Origin of the sequence: Mesorhizobium sp. M0227, assembly GCF_040321855.1 — a bacterium.
Lineage (GTDB): Bacteria > Pseudomonadota > Alphaproteobacteria > Rhizobiales > Rhizobiaceae > Mesorhizobium.
Genome location: NZ_JAMYSJ010000011.1, coordinates 43381 through 60041, shown reverse-complemented (window position 1 = coordinate 60041; position 16661 = coordinate 43381). Strand labels below are relative to the sequence as shown.

General features: G+C 62.8%; 20 protein-coding genes and 1 pseudogene. 9 read left to right on the top strand and 12 right to left on the bottom strand.

Annotation, left to right across the window (positions count from 1 at the left end; all coding sequences use genetic code 11):
• The first annotated feature begins 54 nt into the window (after positions 1-54).
• Entirely contained in the window at positions 55-675 is a 621-nt protein-coding gene (locus NKJ00_RS17180) for a TetR/AcrR family transcriptional regulator (protein ID WP_023809652.1), read from the top strand.
• On the opposite strand, the gene NKJ00_RS17175 is transcribed toward NKJ00_RS17180, so the two are convergent.
• Positions 614-1564: a LysR family transcriptional regulator gene (locus NKJ00_RS17175; RefSeq protein WP_023809653.1), complete on the bottom strand. Its 951-nt coding sequence runs from the start codon at positions 1562-1564 to the stop codon at positions 614-616. The two genes, NKJ00_RS17180 and NKJ00_RS17175, sit on opposite strands and share 62 nt — an antisense overlap.
• 111 nt (positions 1565-1675) lie before the next feature.
• Between NKJ00_RS17175 and NKJ00_RS17170 the strand changes: the two genes are divergently transcribed.
• Complete coding sequence (locus tag NKJ00_RS17170; protein ID WP_023809654.1) at positions 1676-2311, top strand: FMN-dependent NADH-azoreductase; 636 nt, start codon at positions 1676-1678, stop codon at positions 2309-2311.
• Positions 2312-2366: 55 nt separating this feature from the next.
• On the opposite strand, the gene NKJ00_RS17165 is transcribed toward NKJ00_RS17170, so the two are convergent.
• Both NKJ00_RS17165 and NKJ00_RS17160 read right to left on the bottom strand, forming a co-directional pair.
• Positions 2367-2666 carry an AzlD family protein gene (locus NKJ00_RS17165; RefSeq protein ID WP_023809655.1) on the bottom strand — a complete coding sequence of 100 codons (300 nt, stop codon included), beginning with the start codon at positions 2664-2666 and terminating at the stop codon, positions 2367-2369.
• Complete coding sequence (locus NKJ00_RS17160; RefSeq protein ID WP_023809656.1) at positions 2663-3397, bottom strand: AzlC family ABC transporter permease; 735 nt, start codon at positions 3395-3397, stop codon at positions 2663-2665. The genes NKJ00_RS17165 and NKJ00_RS17160 overlap by 4 nt, the downstream gene beginning before the upstream one ends.
• 173 nt (positions 3398-3570) lie before the next feature.
• On the opposite strand from NKJ00_RS17160, the gene NKJ00_RS17155 reads away from it, so the two are divergent.
• The 6 genes from NKJ00_RS17155 to NKJ00_RS17130 all read left to right on the top strand — a co-directional run bounded on the left by NKJ00_RS17155 (position 3571) and on the right by NKJ00_RS17130 (position 7422).
• Positions 3571-4029 carry an Lrp/AsnC family transcriptional regulator gene (locus NKJ00_RS17155; protein WP_013530158.1) on the top strand — a complete coding sequence of 153 codons (459 nt, stop codon included), beginning with the start codon at positions 3571-3573 and terminating at the stop codon, positions 4027-4029.
• Between the two features lie 126 nt (positions 4030-4155).
• The gene (locus NKJ00_RS17150) at positions 4156-5358 is read left to right on the top strand and encodes an MFS transporter (protein WP_023809657.1); all 1203 of its coding nucleotides are present in this window, start codon (positions 4156-4158) and stop codon (positions 5356-5358) included.
• A 21-nt stretch (positions 5359-5379) separates the two neighbouring features.
• Positions 5380-6066 carry a hypothetical protein gene (locus NKJ00_RS17145; RefSeq protein ID WP_352613118.1) on the top strand — a complete coding sequence of 229 codons (687 nt, stop codon included), beginning with the start codon at positions 5380-5382 and terminating at the stop codon, positions 6064-6066.
• A gap of 116 nt (positions 6067-6182) precedes the next feature.
• On the top strand, positions 6183-6446 hold the full coding sequence (locus NKJ00_RS17140; protein WP_127297410.1) for a YMGG-like glycine zipper-containing protein: 264 nt from the start codon (positions 6183-6185) through the stop codon (positions 6444-6446).
• A 49-nt stretch (positions 6447-6495) separates the two neighbouring features.
• On the top strand, positions 6496-7119 hold the full coding sequence (locus NKJ00_RS17135; protein ID WP_128305484.1) for an outer-membrane lipoprotein carrier protein LolA: 624 nt from the start codon (positions 6496-6498) through the stop codon (positions 7117-7119).
• A 93-nt stretch (positions 7120-7212) separates the two neighbouring features.
• The gene (locus tag NKJ00_RS17130) at positions 7213-7422 is read left to right on the top strand and encodes a hypothetical protein (RefSeq protein WP_023809661.1); all 210 of its coding nucleotides are present in this window, start codon (positions 7213-7215) and stop codon (positions 7420-7422) included.
• An 88-nt stretch (positions 7423-7510) separates the two neighbouring features.
• On the opposite strand, the gene NKJ00_RS17125 is transcribed toward NKJ00_RS17130, so the two are convergent.
• Both NKJ00_RS17125 and NKJ00_RS17120 read right to left on the bottom strand, forming a co-directional pair.
• Positions 7511-7810, bottom strand: a complete 300-nt coding sequence (locus tag NKJ00_RS17125) for an HlyU family transcriptional regulator (protein WP_127268097.1) — start codon at positions 7808-7810, stop codon at positions 7511-7513.
• Between the two features lie 112 nt (positions 7811-7922).
• Positions 7923-8624 carry a PadR family transcriptional regulator gene (locus tag NKJ00_RS17120; RefSeq protein ID WP_023809662.1) on the bottom strand — a complete coding sequence of 234 codons (702 nt, stop codon included), beginning with the start codon at positions 8622-8624 and terminating at the stop codon, positions 7923-7925.
• Positions 8625-8895: 271 nt separating this feature from the next.
• On the opposite strand from NKJ00_RS17120, the gene NKJ00_RS17115 reads away from it, so the two are divergent.
• Positions 8896-9153, top strand: coding sequence for a DUF2798 domain-containing protein (locus tag NKJ00_RS17115; RefSeq protein ID WP_023809663.1), 258 nt, complete (start codon positions 8896-8898; stop codon positions 9151-9153).
• A 67-nt stretch (positions 9154-9220) separates the two neighbouring features.
• Here NKJ00_RS17115 and NKJ00_RS17110 read toward each other — a convergent pair whose 3' ends face one another.
• From NKJ00_RS17110 to NKJ00_RS17080, 7 genes and pseudogenes are all read right to left on the bottom strand, one after another.
• A complete protein-coding gene (locus tag NKJ00_RS17110; RefSeq protein ID WP_352630546.1) occupies positions 9221-9589 on the bottom strand; it encodes a thiol-disulfide oxidoreductase DCC family protein in 369 nt (122 codons plus the stop codon).
• Positions 9590-10653, bottom strand: a pseudogene (locus tag NKJ00_RS17105) (DMT family transporter).
• A gap of 26 nt (positions 10654-10679) precedes the next feature.
• Positions 10680-10949 (bottom strand): putative hemolysin, encoded by a 270-nt coding sequence (locus NKJ00_RS17100; RefSeq protein ID WP_352555750.1) that lies wholly within the window; start codon positions 10947-10949, stop codon positions 10680-10682.
• A gap of 105 nt (positions 10950-11054) precedes the next feature.
• Positions 11055-11348: a GYD domain-containing protein gene (locus tag NKJ00_RS17095; protein ID WP_352555748.1), complete on the bottom strand. Its 294-nt coding sequence runs from the start codon at positions 11346-11348 to the stop codon at positions 11055-11057.
• 180 nt (positions 11349-11528) lie between these two features.
• Positions 11529-13550 (bottom strand): RNA polymerase sigma factor RpoD, encoded by a 2022-nt coding sequence (gene rpoD, locus NKJ00_RS17090; protein WP_352630544.1) that lies wholly within the window; start codon positions 13548-13550, stop codon positions 11529-11531.
• 426 nt (positions 13551-13976) lie between these two features.
• Positions 13977-15923: a DNA primase gene (gene dnaG, locus NKJ00_RS17085; RefSeq protein ID WP_352630542.1), complete on the bottom strand. Its 1947-nt coding sequence runs from the start codon at positions 15921-15923 to the stop codon at positions 13977-13979.
• A 138-nt stretch (positions 15924-16061) separates the two neighbouring features.
• Positions 16062-16442 (bottom strand): RcnB family protein, encoded by a 381-nt coding sequence (locus NKJ00_RS17080; protein WP_127270906.1) that lies wholly within the window; start codon positions 16440-16442, stop codon positions 16062-16064.
• Positions 16443-16661: the final 219 nt, after the last annotated feature.

Below are 16661 nucleotides of genomic sequence, written 5' to 3'. Positions count from 1 at the left end.
CGTCAATTAACATACAGTCTGCATGTAAATTGAATTAACATACAGGCTGCATGTATGCAACGCGATTCCGCGCGCCGTTCCAACCGTGACCGTACCGAGGCGACGCGCGCCGACCTGATTGCCGCGGCGCGAAAGCTGTTTACGGAAAAATCCTATGCCGAGACCGGCACGCCGGAGATCGCCGCTGCCGCCGGCGTCACGCGCGGCGCGCTTTACCATCACTTCGCCGACAAGCAGGCGCTGTTTGCCGCCGTGGTCGACCAGGAGGCGGCAGCGGTCGCCGAGGAGATCGAGCGCGCCTCGGCGCCATCACTCAATGCCCGCGACGCACTGATTGCCGGTTCCGACGCCTATCTCACCGCCATGCGCACGCCAGGCCGCACGCGCCTGCTGCTGCTCGACGGCCCGGCCGTGCTTGGCCGCGCCGCCATGGACGCGATCGACAATCGCCATGGCAACCGCTCGCTGCGCGAAGGGCTGGTCGCGGCGATGCGGGCGCAAACGATGACGAGATTGCCGGCCGACGCGCTGACCGCACTGCTCGGCTCCGCCTTCGATCGTGCCGCCCTGGCCATCGAGGCCGGTGCGTCAGCTCAGGACTACCGCGCGGTGCTCATAGCACTGATCGATGGCCTGTCTCTTCCTCAGGCACCTCGCCCGGTTCGAACTCGTTGAAGCAGCCGAGCTGGCGCTTGAACTGGTCGATCAGCCAGGCGGCCGCTGGCTTCGGGCTGCGATCGTTGCGGTGCATGGCAAACAGCGGCGAACTCACCTCCCTGAAGGATTCGAGGTCGATTTCGACCAGCCGGCCACTCGCCAGGTCGTCTGCTATCAGCCAGCGCGGCAGCCCGCCCCAGCCCAGCCCCTCGCGCATCAGCATATGCTTGGTGCGCACATCCGTCAGCCGCCAGGTACGGTAGGCGAAGACTCCGAAGTCGCGCCCCTTGGTACGCTCCGACTGGTCGGTGACGACAAGCTGCGTGTGTTCGCGCGCATCCTCGATCGCCACCGGCTTCGGCAGCAGGGCCAGCGGATGGCTGGGCGCGGCGGCCAGCACGATCGACATGAAGCCGATGCGCGCGAGATGCACATCGACATCGCCCAGCAGGCCGCCAATGCCAAGGTCGGCCTGCCCGCTGACGACATGATCGGGGATCAGGCCGAGCGTGCCGATATGCAGGCGCAGCATCACGGTCGGAAACTGCACCTCGAATGCCTTCAACACCCGCACCAGCACCGGCGACGGCAGCGCCGCATCGACCGACAGCGCGACTTCGGCCTCGAGCCCCTGGTGGTGGCCGTCGACGCGGGAGCGGATGCGCTGCAGCACGCCGATCATGCGCCGCGCATCCTCCAGCATCGCCCGGCCGATCTCGGTCAATTGCGGCTCGCGCGTGCCCTCGCGCTCGAACAGTTTCAGCCCCAGCTGCGCCTCGAGATTGGCGATGCCGTAGCTGATCACGGACTGTGCCCGGTTGAGCTTGCGGCCGGCGGCCGAGAAGCTGCCGGCTTCGGCGACTGTCACAAAGATCTGAAGTTGATCGAGCGTCGGGTTGGGCTGCATCGATATATCTAACTTATAGATGGATCGTATAGAAAATATACCAGTTTATTGAATGGATCGAAAGCCCCATATCTGGTGGGACAAATCATTCCAACCGCTGGAGAGCCCAAAATGTCCATTCTTCTTGTCACCTCAAGCCCGCGGGGCGCCGCCTCGCATTCGACCCGCATCGCTACCGAATTCGCTGAAAAGCTCGTCGCCGCCGATCCGTCGAACACGCTCGTCGTGCGCGACCTCGTCGCCAACCCGCTGCCGCATATCGATGCCGACTACGCCAGCGGCATCTACGTGCCGGCGGAAGCCCGCACTGCGCGCCAGGCTGAAGTCGTCGGCGTCTCCGATGTGGTGCTCGACGAGCTGTTTGCCGCCGACACAGTGATCCTGGCCACAGGCTTCATCAACTTCAACATCTCCTCGACACTGAAGTCCTGGGTCGATCACATCTCTCGTTCCGGCAAGAGCTTTGCCTATGGCGAGAACGGCCCCAAGGGTCTCGTCACCGGCAAGAAGGTCTATATCGTGCTGGCTTCGGGCGGCATCTACTCCGAAGGTGCGGCCGTGCAGTTCGATCACGCCATTCCCTACCTGCGCGGCGTGCTCGGCTTCCTCGGCATGACCGACGTCGATGTCATCCGCATCGAAGGCGTCGGCATGGGTCCTGACGCGGTGACCGCAGCGCTCGCCAAGGCGACCGCCAAGGTCGATGCCGTGGTGGCCGCCAGCCAGGGTGTCGCGGCTGCCGCGTAAAGAGCCAAAATTTGTCCGCTTCGAAAGGCAGGCGTGCGCGCCTGCCTTTTTCGTTCTAGCCGATGAGGTGCCTCAGCAGACCAGCGGCGCTGACTCCGATCAGCACGGTCGGCAGCATGGAAAGCCGCGTGGCGGCTACCAGAGTAACAGCCAGCGCCAGAATATCCGCCGGGGACTTCGACACGAAGGCCGGTGCGATGACAGAGATCAGCACGCAACCAGGCGCGGCTCCCATGACCGCCGTGGCACGCGCGCTGAGTGTGCGGTTGCGCAGCACGACATAGCCGCCGATGCGCGTCAGGTAAGTGACGCCGGCCATCAGCACGATGGTGAGAAAGGTCATTGCGTCGATCATGCATCACCCGCCATCAGCCAAGCCGCGACCAGCCCCGATACCGCGCCGGCGGCGACATACCAGGCGCCGGGAACGAAGAGATAGACCAGTGCTGCCACGATCAGGCTGACCAGCCAGGGCCGCGCCGCCGCCATACCCGTCCACATGCCGCGCATCAGCACCAGGAAGACGGCCGGGAACGCCATGTCAAAACCATAGGTCCCGACGTCGCCGAGCATCGGACTGAGCAAGGCACCCAGCGTGGTGAAGGACACCCAGGCGAGATACATCGCCAGCGCCGCGCCCATATAGTAGCGCGGGCTGAAGGCCGGCGTGATGCCGGCGGCAGCGCGCTGTTTGGCATCGGCCAGGCCCAGCGCCCAGCTTTCATCGCACATAAAGAAAAGCGCCGGAAACACCTTGCGTCGTGGCAGGTGGCGCAGGAATGGCGCCAGTGCCGCACCCATCAGCAGGTGACGGCTGTTGACCAGGAAGGTGATGGCGACGATGAGCACGACGTGCGGCGGCGACGTCCACAACTGGATCGCCGCGAATTCCGAGCCGCCGGCGAAGTTCAGCCCTGTCATGGCAGACAGTTCGACCGTGCTTAAGCCTTTCTGCGTGGCCTGGGCGCCAAGCACCAGCGCATAGGGGATGGTGCCGAACAGCACCGGCGCGCAGGACGCCACGCCACGGCGGAACTCGGATCCCGAACCATTGCCCGCCGCCTCGACTGCCTGTGAAATGCTCATGCGTCTCCCCTGGCGCGCCTCGCGGCCGCCGCTCCCGGGTTGCTTCTGGACTCTTGTGATGTCGGCCGCAAACATAGCGGCACCGGCTCACAATTTGGTTGCGAAGATTGTTGTGTTTCATCAGAATTTGGCATTTGGCGCTACAAAGCCATAAATAGATGGAATCCAGAGCCATGAAACTTGATGAGATCGACAAGCGGATCCTGCGGGCGCTGCAGCGCGACGGCCGCATGGCCAACAACGATCTGGCCAATGAGGTCGGGCTGTCGCCATCGCCTTGCCTGCGTCGCGTGAAGCTGCTGGAGGAGGCCGGTGTCATCGACCGCTACGTCGCCGTGCTCAACCCCGCCAGCATCGGCAAGGGCCTGACCTTCTTCACCCGCATCTGGTTGAAAACGCAGGACGAGGACACGATCGAGCATTTCGCCACCGAAGTCGCCAAGCTGCCGCAGGTGATGGAGTGCTACCTGATGCTCGGCGATTGCGACGCCATGGTGCGTGTGGTGGCGGCCGGCATCGACGATTACCGCCGCTTCCAGTCGGAGCATCTGAGCCGCATCAAGGGCGTGCAGAACGTCAAGACCGACGTCCCCAGCCAGACGATCAAATACACGTCGGAACTGCCGATCTGAGCTACTGAAAACGGCGTCACGTCAAACTGGATAAAAAATGCAACCGGATTGTAGGATCGAACCCGGTGCCGGCGTCCTTCGGGTGCAAGCAGCGCGCAGCGCTGCCCTTAGGCATGGGAGATTTGAATGAGCCTTTCCTATCGTTGGGTCATCGTCGCCGCTGGCGCGCTGATGTCCTGCGTCGCCATCGGGACGATGTTTTCGCTGGCGATCTTTCTCGAGCCGATGGCGGTCGACACCAACTGGTCGCGCGCCGGCATTTCGAGCGCCATGACGCTCAACTTCCTGGTGATGGGCCTTGGTGGCTTCGCCTGGGGCGCGATATCGGACCGTTTTGGCGCCCGCATCGTCGTGATGATCGGCGCGGTGCTGCTCGGGCTGGCGCTGGTGCTGGCCAGCCGCGCCGGTTCGCTGCTGAGCTTCCAGGTCACCTATGGCGTGCTGGTCGGTCTCGCGGCAAGCGCCTTTTTCGCGCCGATGATCGCGCTGACCACAGGCTGGTTCGACACCAACCGCAGCCTTGCCGTCTCACTGGTCTCGGCCGGCATGGGCGTGGCGCCGATGACGATCTCGCCCCTCGCCCGCTGGCTGATCTCCGCCTATGATTGGCGCACCGCCATGTTCGACATCGGCATTACCGCCTGGGTGCTGCTGTTGCCGGCGGTGCTGCTGGTGCGCCAGCCGCCGAAGCCCGTCTTAGTCGACCCCGGCTCCGCGCCGGTTGCCGAAGGTGCCGGCCTGACGGTCGGCCAGGCGCTGCGCTCGCCGCAATTCATCGTGCTGGGGCTGACCTTCTTTGCCTGCTGCGCGGCGCATTCCGGGCCGATCTTCCACATGGTCAGCTATGCCATGCTGTGCGGCGTCGCCCCCATGGCAGCGGTCTCGATCTACAGTGTCGAAGGCCTGGCAGGCCTCGGCGGCCGGCTCTTCTACGGCGTGCTGGCCGACAGGCTGGGCGTCAAGCCGGTGCTGATCGCGGGCCTGGCGATCCAGGCGATCGTCATTGCCGCCTATCTGTCGATCAGCCAGCTTGAGCAGTTCTACATGCTGGCCGTTATCTTCGGTGCCACCTATGGCGGTGTCATGCCGCTCTATGCGGTGCTGGCGCGCGAATATTTCGGCCAGCGCATCCTCGGCACCGTGTTCGGCGCCGCCACCATGCTGTCCAGCCTCGGCATGGCGCTGGGACCGCTTGCCGGCGGCATGGTGTTCGACGCCTACGCCAACTATTCCTGGCTGTTCATCGGCTCGGCTCTTATCGGGCTCGGCGCGGTCGGCATCGCCATCGCGTTCCCGCCACTGCCGCGCAGGGAGTTGCAGCCGGCTTAGCCCGGGTCGATTTCCCAAACCTTGCTGGCCAGGCGCGCAATCAGCCTGGCCCGTTCGGTTCGCCACGGATCCTGTCCCCTGTTTCATCCGTTCCCCCCCTTGCGCGGGGCAGTCCACGGACAACATTTGCACCGTGGGATCTCGACTGAGCTCGCGCATCCAGTCCACGCCAGAGAGGACACCCTGATGGCGGAACATCCGAGTGGAAGCGAAAGCAACAGAATTGCCGCAAGCGCTGTTGCCGACGACGATCCGCGTCTTGCATTCATTTATCAGGAGGCGGTGAGAGGTCTCACGCAACAGCAGACCCTTGTGGAGAACATGAGCACCCGCGCCGGCAGCCTTGTCTTTGCCACCGCATTCGCAAACTCATTGCTCGGCGGTGCGGCCCTTTCCAATGGGCTTGGGCTCTGGGACTGGACCGCGGTGGCCCTGCTGTTCGGCATCGGCGGGTTGATCGTCTTCATGCTTTGGCCCTACCACCAATATACATTCCGCTTCGATCCGGAAGAGCTGCTTGATCAATATGTCGACGGCGACAGGCCGACGACGATGTCGGCCATGCGCCGCGCGCTTGCCCTTCGCATCAAGGCGGACATGGCCGGCAACTGGCGAATTATCCAGCGGCTGCGGGTGGCGCTGCAGATTGCGCTGCTGTTTCTGCTGCTCGACATCCTGGCCTGGCTTTTGGCGATCGCAGGCATTTGAGCCGAAGGCGCGTGGCTCCGCCACGGCCAGGCTTGAATGGCAGGCAACGGTCGATGGATCGAAAAGCTCTCTTGAGCATTTAAGCTTTGGCTAATAGTAGCCCCAGGAGAGAACCAATGAAAAAGACGCTGCTCATTTTGAGCCTGCTCATTCCGCTCTCGGCGTGCTCCCGTACCGAACAAGGCGCCGCCGTCGGCGGCTTGGGTGGCGCGGCCGTAGGCGCCGCGGTGGCCGGAGACCCTGTGGAAGGGGCGGTTGTTGGCGGTGCGGTTGGTGCGATAGCAGGGGCCGTCATCGGCCACGCCAGCGAAGCCGGCCAGTGCAGATATCGCGATCGGTACGGCCGGGTTTACGTCGCGCGGTGCCCGAACGGCTACTGATCTCAACGCCTGATCTCCTTCGATCACGCGTTTGCTGGGGGTTAATCGAATGGCCTATCGGATCAAAAAGCTGCTGGGTTTCTTGTGTGCCGTTATCGGCGTTGCCGCGGTGAATGCCGGGGCTTCGGCCGCGCCGGTTGAAGCAAAGACGATTGCCGATCACTTCTCATCGGTGAAATCCATGTCAGGGGATTTCGTGCAATCAGGCCCGAAAGCGGAAAGAAAACACGGCAGGTTTTTTCTCCAACGCCCAGGCAAGATCCGGTTCAACTATGCAGGCCAATCTGGGGTCAGCGTGATCGCGGATGGCAAATCCCTGGTGGTTTATAACAGGAGACTGAAGACATCGCGGCTTTATGCTCTCTCGAAGACGCCGCTTAAGCTGCTGCTCGACAACAAGGTCGACTTCTCCGGCAGTCGCGTCAAAAGCATCAGAGAAGACGGCGCTCAAGTAACCGTCAAGCTGGCCGACAGATCGGCTTTCGGCAATTCGAACATCTCCATGGTGTTCGACAGAAAATCGCTAGATCTGCGCAGATGGAGCCTCACCGACGAGAAGGGACTTACCACGACGGTGACCATCTCAAATGTGAGGCAAGGCGTTCGCGCTCCCGAGGGCACCTTCGTTATCGATTATGCGGCAAACCGTGAATTCAACACCACAACGAAATAGCCGAAACCGCAGCCATAATCACAGCGCCGGAACCAATAGGATCAGCGGCGGTTTAGTCCATGAAGGGACCGGAACCGCAAAGGACGCGGCACAATGATTGAAATTCACAGCATCGAAGCGGCCAACGCCAGACTGCGCATAAGGAGAGCCGAGCGCTCTCTAAAGCGCGCGAATGACTTGCTGGACGAGGAAGGCGGCGTCGCTCTTAACTTGGCATTGTGCGGCCGGATAAGGGCCGCGAGAAGGCATCTGATCGAGGCCAGGACCCGCCTGATGACGATTGATCCCACCAGGACGAGTTGATCGCCGGCGGTCGTACGTCAACCCGGACCGAGAGGTCCATCGTGGCGCAAAGGCCCGCATGGTTAGGCAGTGACCTGCTGGCGGTGATCTACCCAAAAATCCGGTCGCCCTGCTCGTCGACCAGTTGGATGCCCTTCTTGATCGAGATGTCGACGGCGTCGTCGAGCCCGGCGAAGCGGTCGGCGCGGATGAATTTGTGTTCCTTCACCACGCCGTCGATCTCCTTGGAGACGACGCCGCACGTCTGGTACTGGCCATCCGCCTTGTAGGGCGTGGCGCTGATCAGGAACCCCTTGTGCTCGACCTGCTTGGCCGGCGCTGCGCTCGTTGGCCCAGCCGTTTCGGCTCCGCTGGCGCCACCGCCGAAAAGACGCTTCAGAAAAGACATCGGGCTTCCTCCAACAGCATTCATCCCGCACCATGTAGAGTGACGCGGAATGAATTTCACTATCGGTCCTTGGCCCAGCGGGCAAGGGCTGCGTCCGGTCGGCTGGACGAGCTTACTTGTGCGACAGCGCTTCCAGGGCCTCGGCGGCGGCTTCGAGGATGGCGATCGCCTCGGCCTGCTTGTCGGCCGGGGCGTCGACGAAGTCACCCAGAGCCGCGCGCAGCCGGTGGCGGACTGCGCGGAATTCGTCCCGCGCTTCCGAACGATCCCCGCGGCCACCCCGGCCGCCACGACGCCCGCCCTCTTCGCTCTCGTCGTTCCAGCCGAACCAGTCGCGCGCCTTGGCCATTTTGCGGCCGAAGCGCTCGAGATGGTCGAGCACGCCATCGATCATCTCGCGGTTGTCGGCGAGATGCGCCTGGCCAGCTTCGGTGATCGAAAACACCTTCTTGTTGCCGTCGGCGGCGGAGGCGGCATAGCCGGCCTCTTCCAGGAAGGTCAGCGTCGGGTAGACCACGCCCGGGCTCGGGCTGTAGATGCCGCTGGTGCGCTCTTCCAAGGCCTTGATGATGTCGTAGCCGTGGCGCGGGGCCTCGGCCAGCAGCGACAGCGTGATCAGCTTGAGGTCGCCGTCGGCCAGCATGCGCCCGGCGCGGAACATGTCGCCCGGGCCGCCCCGCCCGCCACCGCGACCGCCGTGCCCGAACGGGCCAAAACCGCCGCCCCCTCTGCCACCAAATTTGCCGCCGAATTTGCCGGCCATGTGCATGAACATGCGCTCGCCGAAATGATTGTTCCCAAAATGTTTGTGCATTGATTGCTCCTTGAGTTGTATCTTACGATATATCTTAATTATGCGAGCCAATCGGGAGAGTCAAGATATATCTTACGATGTATCTGAATGCGGCGCCAGAGGCTTGCTTTCACCGGAACGTACCGCTAGAAGGCCCGCGAGCGCCTCGGCTGCTCCGTAAGCGTCTGACGTCAAGCAACGCATCCAACCCCGGTCTTTCCGGGCAATTTTGCCGGTCACCGGCGAATGGATGCCAAAAGCGACGGACCGGATACTTCAGGGAACTCTCAAAATGACTGCAAGACATCAGCGCAGGAAGCTGCCTGCGCGCTATGCCGCTGTTCTTAGCCCGCTGGTGCTGTCGCTGTTGATGACCTTCATCGTCTCGTTCATCTCGACGTTGAAAAGCCTTGGCTTCCACCCCGAGCTGCCGTCCATCTGGCTGACCGCCTGGGGGCTGTCCTGGCTGGTGGCGTTTCCGACGCTGCTGCTGGTGCTGCCGGTGGTACGCCGCATCGTCGGCGCGCTCTGCGAGCCGGCCAGCCGATAACTCGCACGAAAAAAGGTCCGGAGATGTCCTCCGGACCTTTGCGCTTCTGGTCATTAATCACGAAGCGCTACCAGCGACCCTTGCGCCGGTTCCAGGCATAGAGAAGGTCGGCGAAACGATCATAGGCAAAGCGTGTCAGCGGCAAGACAACCGGATTGCCGAACACCGTCGCCAGCCAGCCCTCGCCCGGCGTGACCTTCCACACGGCGATGGCAACGTCGGCGCCGACCAGCAGCCTGCCCGCCACGTCGGTGGCGTGCAGCCGGCGGCGGATATCCTCAAGCGACGCGCCATGCCCGGCAAGCGCTGCCGGTTCAAAATTGATGTCTCGGAACTCGATCCGCCCGGCCTTGACCGCTTCGATCAGCCGCCGCTTCTGCCTGCTTATGCCGGCATCGCAGACCGGGCAGCGCGTGTTGTACCAGACGGTCAGCATTTATCCGTGGCCATGCCTGTGGTGCAGGTCGGGATAATGCGGATGCCGGTGTCGCATTGGGGCATGCCGGTGCCAATGAGAATGCGGCTCGCTTACCGGCCCGTCATGATGGTGCTGGTGGTGTTCGTCATGCACATGGCTGTGCTCATGCTCCAGTTCCTCATGGTCGTGCTCATGCTCATGGCGCTCCGACAGATGCAGCCACAGGCCAACACCCATCAGAAGTCCGGCGGCCGCAAGCTTGAGCGTGACGGCGTCACCCAGGATGGCGATTGCCAGCAGCGCGCCGATGAAGGGAGCGAGCGAGTAATAGGCCCCTGTCCGGGCGGTACCCAGATGACGCAGCGCCACGATGAACATCACCAGGCTGACCCCAATGCCGAAGAAACCGACTGCCGCGGTCGCTGCAATGACCGACGCCCGGGGAAACAAGGCCCCGCCGGCAAGCGCCAGCCCGACATTGACGACACCCGCCACCAGCCCTTTGAGCATGGCGATCACCACCGGATCGGTGGCGGAGATCCTGCGCGTGAAATTGTTGTCGATCCCCCAGGCCAGACAAGCTCCTGCCACCAGCAGGGCGCCACGGTTGAAGGCTACGCCCTCACCTTGCCACGACAGAAGAACGGCGCCCGCCAGAATGGCGAACGCGCCGAAAAGCAGGCGCCGGTCGACATTCTCGCGATAGACGAGCCATGCGATCGCCATCGTCGCCAGCCCTTCCAGGTTGAGCAGCAGCGCCGAACTGGACGCCGTGTTGAGGGTCAAGCCGAACATCAGCAGCACCGGCGCGATGATGCCGCCCATGCCGATCGCCAGCGCCAGCCAGGGAATATCCCCAGCGGTCAGTTGCGCCTCCCCGGCCGCGGCCTGCCTGCCCCGAAGCAGGCGGTACAGAGCCAGCCCGAGACCGGCACCGAGATAGAGCAGCCCGGCCAGCATGAAGGGATTGACGCCATTGAGCAGCAGTTTGCTGAGCGGCGGCGTCGCCCCGAACAGGGCGGCCGAGCAAGCGCGAGTGGCACGCCGGGCCACAGATGCGAATGGGAATGCGGTTCGGACATGATCTCACCCTATGATGGCAGGTGTGTCACTTGCGGCGCATGGCAGCCTTCGGCCCGACGCACTTGTTGTCGCGAAACAGCGCCCACTCCTCGCAAAGGCGCCCATTGGGCAAGCCGCAGAATCCATATTCATTACCGGCCTTATCCTTCCTGATCACCAGGCGCCCGCCGATCTCGCCACAATGGACGGACGCCGGATTGGCCATGCCGACCGGTTTTTGCGCGCCGGCGCCGGCGGAAAACGGCAGCGACGACAAAGCGGCAAAGCTGGCGACCAATATCGAAACCTTCTTCATTGCGATCTCCCCGGCCGCATTCTATCACGGCGAAGCGCCCCGTCTTGCGGCAAGCGCCACCAGGCCGGCACCAACCAGCGACTTCGAGAAACCCTGCCGATTCCTTCACCCGAGCGAGGTGATGATCTCGCGGTAGGCTAATTCGGGAAAGGCCTTCAGCGTCCGCGTCCTGACATTGCCCGCTGCCGCCAGCATCAGCGAGAAGCGCGCCAGCACCGCGTCGTCGGGGGCTTCGACCACAGCCACCATATCGTATTCGCCCATGGTCAGGTAGAACCCCTTGAACGATCCGCCCATGTCTCCCAGTTGCCTCCTGGCGGCGTCGAGCCGCTTCGGTGACTCGCGTACGTTCCTGGCACCTTGCTCCGTCCAGTTCATCAGCACGATGTAGCTTGTCATGGCACACCTCCCTCCGGGGCCACGGAGCACGGCGGCTTCGCCGGGGCGGGCATCCGGGTTGTCGCCCAGAAAATGCATCCGACACGAAATTATCCTCCCGAAGGGCCTCGCCCGCAAGAGTGCGTCCCACAACAAAAAAGGGCGCCATCGGCGCCCTTGAACTCTTTGCATCGGTAAATGTCAGCTATCCAGGAAGCTGCGCAGCTTGCGGCTCCGGCTCGGGTGCTTGAGCTTGCGCAGCGCCTTGGCTTCGATCTGGCGGATACGCTCGCGGGTGACCGAGAACTGCTGGCCGACTTCCTCCAGCGTATGGTCGGTGTTCATGCCGATGCCGAAGCGCATTCTGAGCACACGCTCCTCGCGTGGCGTCAGCGAGGCCAGCACGCGCGTGGTGGTCTCGCGCAGATTGGCCTGGATCGCCGCGTCGATCGGCAGGATCGCCATCTTGTCCTCGATGAAATCGCCCAGATGCGAATCCTCCTCGTCGCCGACCGGCGTTTCGAGAGAGATCGGCTCCTTGGCGATCTTCAGCACCTTGCGCACTTTTTCCAGCGGCATGGCGAGCTTTTCGGCCAGTTCTTCCGGCGTCGGCTCGCGGCCGATCTCGTGCAGCATCTGGCGCGAGGTGCGCACGATCTTGTTGATCGTCTCGATCATATGCACCGGAATGCGGATGGTGCGCGCCTGGTCGGCGATCGAACGCGTGATCGCCTGCCGGATCCACCATGTCGCGTAGGTCGAGAACTTGTAGCCGCGGCGGTATTCGAATTTGTCGACCGCTTTCATCAGGCCGATATTGCCTTCCTGGATCAGGTCGAGGAACTGCAGGCCGCGATTGGTGTATTTCTTGGCGATGGAAATGACGAGGCGCAGATTGGCTTCGACCATTTCCTTCTTGGCGATAGCCGCTTCGCGCTCGCCCTTCTGCACCTGGTTGACGATCTTGCGGAATTCCAGGATCGAGATCGCCGTTTCGGTTGCGAGGTTCTGGATCTCGGCGCGCAGGTCCTTGATCGCGTCCTTCTCGTTCTTGGTGAATTCCTTCCAGCCGCGCGAGGTCAGATTGCCGATCGCGCGCGTCCAGTTCGGGTCGAGCTCGGAACCCTGATATTCCTTCAGGAACTCCTCACGGCGCACGCCATAGCTTTCGGCGAGCCTGAGCAGCTTGCCTTCGTTCTGCACCAGGCGCTTGTTGATGTCGTAGAGCTGCTCGACCAGCGCCTCGATGCGCGCCGTGTTGAGCGACAGCGACTTCACCGCCTTGATCAGCTGGTCCTTCAGCTCCTTCAGCCGGCGGTCCTGGCTGGGCGACAGCGTGCCGGCCGCGGCCAGACGGTTTTCGACCTGCTGGTCCTGCAGCTTCCTGAGCTTCTTGTAGGTGTCGGCGATGACGTCGAGCGTCTCCATCACCTGTGGACGCAGTTCGGCTTCCATCGCCGCCAGCGACAGGCTCGCCTCGTCCTCGTCTTCCTCGTCGTCATCGACCAGCCCGCGCGTATCGGCGGCGACATTCGTGATGTCTTCTTCCTCGTCGCGCGAACGGCGCGGCTTTTCTTCGACCTTGGCTTCCTCGATGCGCTCGACCACCGGCGCCTGCTTCGCCTCGGGGCCGGCATAGGTGGCTTCGAGATCGATGATCTCGCGCAGCAGGATCTTGGATTCGTTGAGTTCGTCGCGCCAGATGATGATGGCCTGGAAGGTCAGCGGGCTTTCGCACAGGCCGGCGATCATCGTCTCGCGGCCGGCCTCGATGCGCTTGGCGATGGCGATTTCGCCCTCGCGCGACAGAAGCTCGACCGAGCCCATCTCGCGCAGATACATGCGCACCGGATCGTCGGTGCGATCGGTCGGTTCTTTCTTGGTGGTGGTGGCGGCGACCGCAGTGCCGGTCTGCTCGGCCAGCTCGTTGGCGTCTTCCTCGGCGTCCGCCGCGGTGTCGGCCGCCTCGGGCTCCTCGCCCTGCTCGTCGTCCTCGACCACGTTGATGCCCATGTCGGACAGCATCGCCATCGTGTCCTCGATCTGCTCCGAGGTCACTTCCTCCGAGGGCAGCACCGAATTCAGCTCGTCCATGGTGACATAGCCGCGCTTCTTGGCGGCCTTGATCATCTTCTTGACAGCATCATCGGAAAGGTCGAGCAGAGGGCCATCGGTGGCGCCTTCGCGTTCGGTTTCGACCTCTTCCTTTTCCTTTGTCGCCATAGTCTTTATCTTCTCCTAGCGGCCGAACTTCAAAGCCGCGTAAGCTGTCGGACCAGTCAAATCGGATGCGCTCGCTTATGAAACGCGCTTCACCGGGCCAGTAACTGCATCAACTCGTTTCGTTTGGTGTATGTCGTTGCCCCAAAACCGGTTTCCCCTTTTGGGCGACATGCATTAAGTCCAGATTAACCCTGATATCTGTGGCAGGCAGGCTGCCTGTCCAGTGACCAGTACCCTCACATCGCTTATTTCCCGTCGACGCGGGTTCGGGTTAACGTTTCGAATCGTCCTGATTCCGCCAATCTGCCAGAAGGTCAAGCGCCTCTCGCATGATTCGCATGAAAAAAGCGAATCAATTACCCGACTTAGCCCGTTACGCGCCATTTGGACGCGCAACAACGCCTTCGCGTCTCAACTCGCTTCAAACTAAGCTCGCCCAGCCCTGCCCGAGGACACGCCGAATCCTTCGATCAGCGCTTCCGTCGCCTGTACATCCTGAAATTGCGCCTGAATTTCGATCAGGTGCCGGTAGTTTTCGTCTGTGGGATCGGTGGCGAGCGCCGCTTCCGCCTGTTTCAGCTCCTTATGTAAGGTGCGCGCGCTGCGCTGCAAGTGCAGCGCCTGGCTGAAAGCATCGCGGGCATCTTCAAGGGCAGCGGTCTCCAGCGCCGGCCATTGCCGCATCCGCCGGATCAGGCCGACGGCCCGCTCCCAGATCTCGGCGCAGCCGGCGCGTTCGACCGTCGCGATAACGGCCTGACGGTCATTGGCCATGTCATGCGCCATCGCGTCGAGGATCGCCGCATGCAGCCGCCTCAGATCGGAGTTGGCGAGATCGAGAAACTCGATATGAGCGAAATTCTCGTCGATCAGTGCCGGATGGTTGATCAATGCGACGATGATCGTCGCCTCGCGCACTGACATCCCCTCGCCGCCGCGCTTGACCAGCGCCGATTGGCCGAGGCTTTCGGTGATCGCCATGCGGCCGCCGCCGGGCTTGGCGAATTGTCCGCCGGGTGCGGCCGCCTTGCCCTGGCCGCGCTCGCCTGGCCGGCCGCCATCTTGACGCCCTTGGCGCGCACTGCGCTGCGAGCCGAAGAAGCTCAGTACGCGCTCGCGCATCTCTTGTTGATAATGGTAGCGCAGGCTTTCGTCGCGGATGCGGCTGGTCAGCTCGCGCAGCGTCTTCTCGAGTTCGGCCCGCCGCTCCGGCGTGTCGAAGACGCCGCCCGCCGTCTCGCGCATCCACAGCAGATCGACCAGCGGCCGTGCTTCGGCCAGCACGATGCGGAACGCGTCCGGTCCTGCGGCCTTGACCAAATCGTCGGGATCCTTGCCTTCCGGCAGCAGCGCGAAGCGCGCCGAGCGCCCGGCCTGCACCGACGGCAGTGCCATGTCGGCGGCACGCCACGCCGCCTTCAGCCCGGCCTTGTCGCCGTCGAAGCACAACATCGGTTCCGGCGCCATGCGCCAGAGCAGCTCGAGCTGGTTCTCGGTGAGCGCGGTGCCGAGCGGCGCCACGACATTCTCGAAGCCGGCCTGCGCCAGCGCGATGACGTCCATATAGCCTTCAACGGCGATCACAGTGCCGTCCTTGACCTGCGCCTTGCGGGCGCGGGCGAAATTGTAGAGCACGTTGCCCTTGTGGAAGAGCTCGGTGTCGGGCGAGTTCATGTATTTGGCCAGCGCATCCGGCTGCAGCGCGCGGCCGCCGAAAGCAATGATCTTGCCTCTGGAATCCGGGATCGGGAACATGATGCGGTCGCGGAACCAGTCATAGGAAACCGGGATGTCGTCGCCGTGTCGCACCAACCCGCAGGCCTCAATATCGGCCTTGGGAACGCCCTTGGCGGCGAGATGCTCCTTGAGCGCATTGCGGCTGTCGGGGGCGAAGCCGAGCCGGAACGATTGCTGCGTCGCCGGTGTCAGCCCGCGATCCCGCAGATAGGCGCGGGCTTTCGCCCCCTCAGGCCCTTGCAGCCGTTCCTGGAAGAAGCTGGTCGCCATTTCCATGACGTCGGTCAGGCTGGCGCGTTCCTTTTCGCGCCGCTCCTCCTGCGCATCGCGAACCGGCATCGGCACGCCGGCCATATCGGCGATCTTTTCGACCGCTTCGGGAAAGCTCATCCCGTCGAGTTCGGTGAGGAACTTGAAATGATCGCCCGAGACCGAGCAACCGAAACAATGGTAGCGGCCCTTTTTGTCCTCGCAGTGGAAGGAGGGGCTCTTCTCGCCGTGGAACGGACAACAGGCCCAATAGTCGCCGCGCGGCGCGTTGGTTTTCTTCCTGTCCCACGCAACGCGCTGGCCGATAACCGATGAAATCGGCACGCGGTCGCGTATCTCGTCGAGGAAGGCGGGTGGAAAGCGCATCGGGGAGGACTCGTTTCCCGATTATATAATCATACCCGCGAAATCCGACGACCCTTAATGCGGGCCATACCCGGTTTCCACAGGCAAAAGAGGCGGCCGTTGCGGGCCGCCTCTTTCCAATATCCGCCTGGGGACCGCTTAATGCGCGGCAAGCGCGCCGAAAATGACGCCGGAGAGCACACCGACCAACACATAGTCGTTGCCGACGCGGATCCATTCCTGGCCGCGACCGGGACGATGCAGGCCGTAGCGGCCATAGTCGCGGATCGGCTGGTGCTGTCTCCAGCCTGAATATTTATGGCCGTTGCGCCAGTTGTTGCGCTTCACGATGACCTTCTTATGGATGACGCGCTTCTGGATGAAGCGCTTCTTGACATCCCTGTTGGTGGGCTTTTGCCAGTCGACCTGGCTGTAATTCGACTGCGGAGCGTTCGGTGCATTCAGCGGTGCGGCTTGGCCGGTGAGCGACGTAGCGGCCAGCATCGAGAAAGCGAGTGCGGAAAGGACAATGCGTTTCAAAAGAAGTCTCCTTGGTTGTCGATGCCAGAGGAATAGCGGGCCACCGATGAACCGAAGCTGAACGCCTGCATTACAATTGTGTAATGATTTCCTTTATTTACCCAATAGAGCTGAACATAATCGCAAAGGCAGGAGCCGGTCGCGCTGCTAACTCTGCCTATCCGTTGCTTCGAGCCCGCCCCGCAATGCAACCATTTGCGCGTCCGTCCATTTTCCGAC

Excerpts from the sequence above, each read along its gene's own strand:
- NKJ00_RS17180 (WP_023809652.1), top strand. The coding sequence starts at position 55 with ATGCAACGCGATTCCGCGCGCCGTTCCAACCGTGACCGTACCGAGGCG.
- NKJ00_RS17175 (WP_023809653.1), bottom strand. The coding sequence starts at position 1,564 with ATGCAGCCCAACCCGACGCTCGATCAACTTCAGATCTTTGTGACAGTC.
- NKJ00_RS17170 (WP_023809654.1), top strand. The coding sequence starts at position 1,676 with ATGTCCATTCTTCTTGTCACCTCAAGCCCGCGGGGCGCCGCCTCGCAT.
- NKJ00_RS17165 (WP_023809655.1), bottom strand. The coding sequence starts at position 2,666 with ATGATCGACGCAATGACCTTTCTCACCATCGTGCTGATGGCCGGCGTC.
- NKJ00_RS17160 (WP_023809656.1), bottom strand. The coding sequence starts at position 3,397 with ATGAGCATTTCACAGGCAGTCGAGGCGGCGGGCAATGGTTCGGGATCC.
- NKJ00_RS17155 (WP_013530158.1), top strand. The coding sequence starts at position 3,571 with ATGAAACTTGATGAGATCGACAAGCGGATCCTGCGGGCGCTGCAGCGC.
- NKJ00_RS17150 (WP_023809657.1), top strand. The coding sequence starts at position 4,156 with ATGAGCCTTTCCTATCGTTGGGTCATCGTCGCCGCTGGCGCGCTGATG.
- NKJ00_RS17140 (WP_127297410.1), top strand. The coding sequence starts at position 6,183 with ATGAAAAAGACGCTGCTCATTTTGAGCCTGCTCATTCCGCTCTCGGCG.
- NKJ00_RS17135 (WP_128305484.1), top strand. The coding sequence starts at position 6,496 with ATGGCCTATCGGATCAAAAAGCTGCTGGGTTTCTTGTGTGCCGTTATC.
- NKJ00_RS17130 (WP_023809661.1), top strand. The coding sequence starts at position 7,213 with ATGATTGAAATTCACAGCATCGAAGCGGCCAACGCCAGACTGCGCATA.
- NKJ00_RS17125 (WP_127268097.1), bottom strand. The coding sequence starts at position 7,810 with ATGTCTTTTCTGAAGCGTCTTTTCGGCGGTGGCGCCAGCGGAGCCGAA.
- NKJ00_RS17120 (WP_023809662.1), bottom strand. The coding sequence starts at position 8,624 with ATGCACAAACATTTTGGGAACAATCATTTCGGCGAGCGCATGTTCATG.
- NKJ00_RS17115 (WP_023809663.1), top strand. The coding sequence starts at position 8,896 with ATGACTGCAAGACATCAGCGCAGGAAGCTGCCTGCGCGCTATGCCGCT.
- NKJ00_RS17110 (WP_352630546.1), bottom strand. The coding sequence starts at position 9,589 with ATGCTGACCGTCTGGTACAACACGCGCTGCCCGGTCTGCGATGCCGGC.
- NKJ00_RS17100 (WP_352555750.1), bottom strand. The coding sequence starts at position 10,949 with ATGAAGAAGGTTTCGATATTGGTCGCCAGCTTTGCCGCTTTGTCGTCG.
- NKJ00_RS17095 (WP_352555748.1), bottom strand. The coding sequence starts at position 11,348 with ATGACAAGCTACATCGTGCTGATGAACTGGACGGAGCAAGGTGCCAGG.
- rpoD (WP_352630544.1), bottom strand. The coding sequence starts at position 13,550 with ATGGCGACAAAGGAAAAGGAAGAGGTCGAAACCGAACGCGAAGGCGCC.
- dnaG (WP_352630542.1), bottom strand. The coding sequence starts at position 15,923 with ATGCGCTTTCCACCCGCCTTCCTCGACGAGATACGCGACCGCGTGCCG.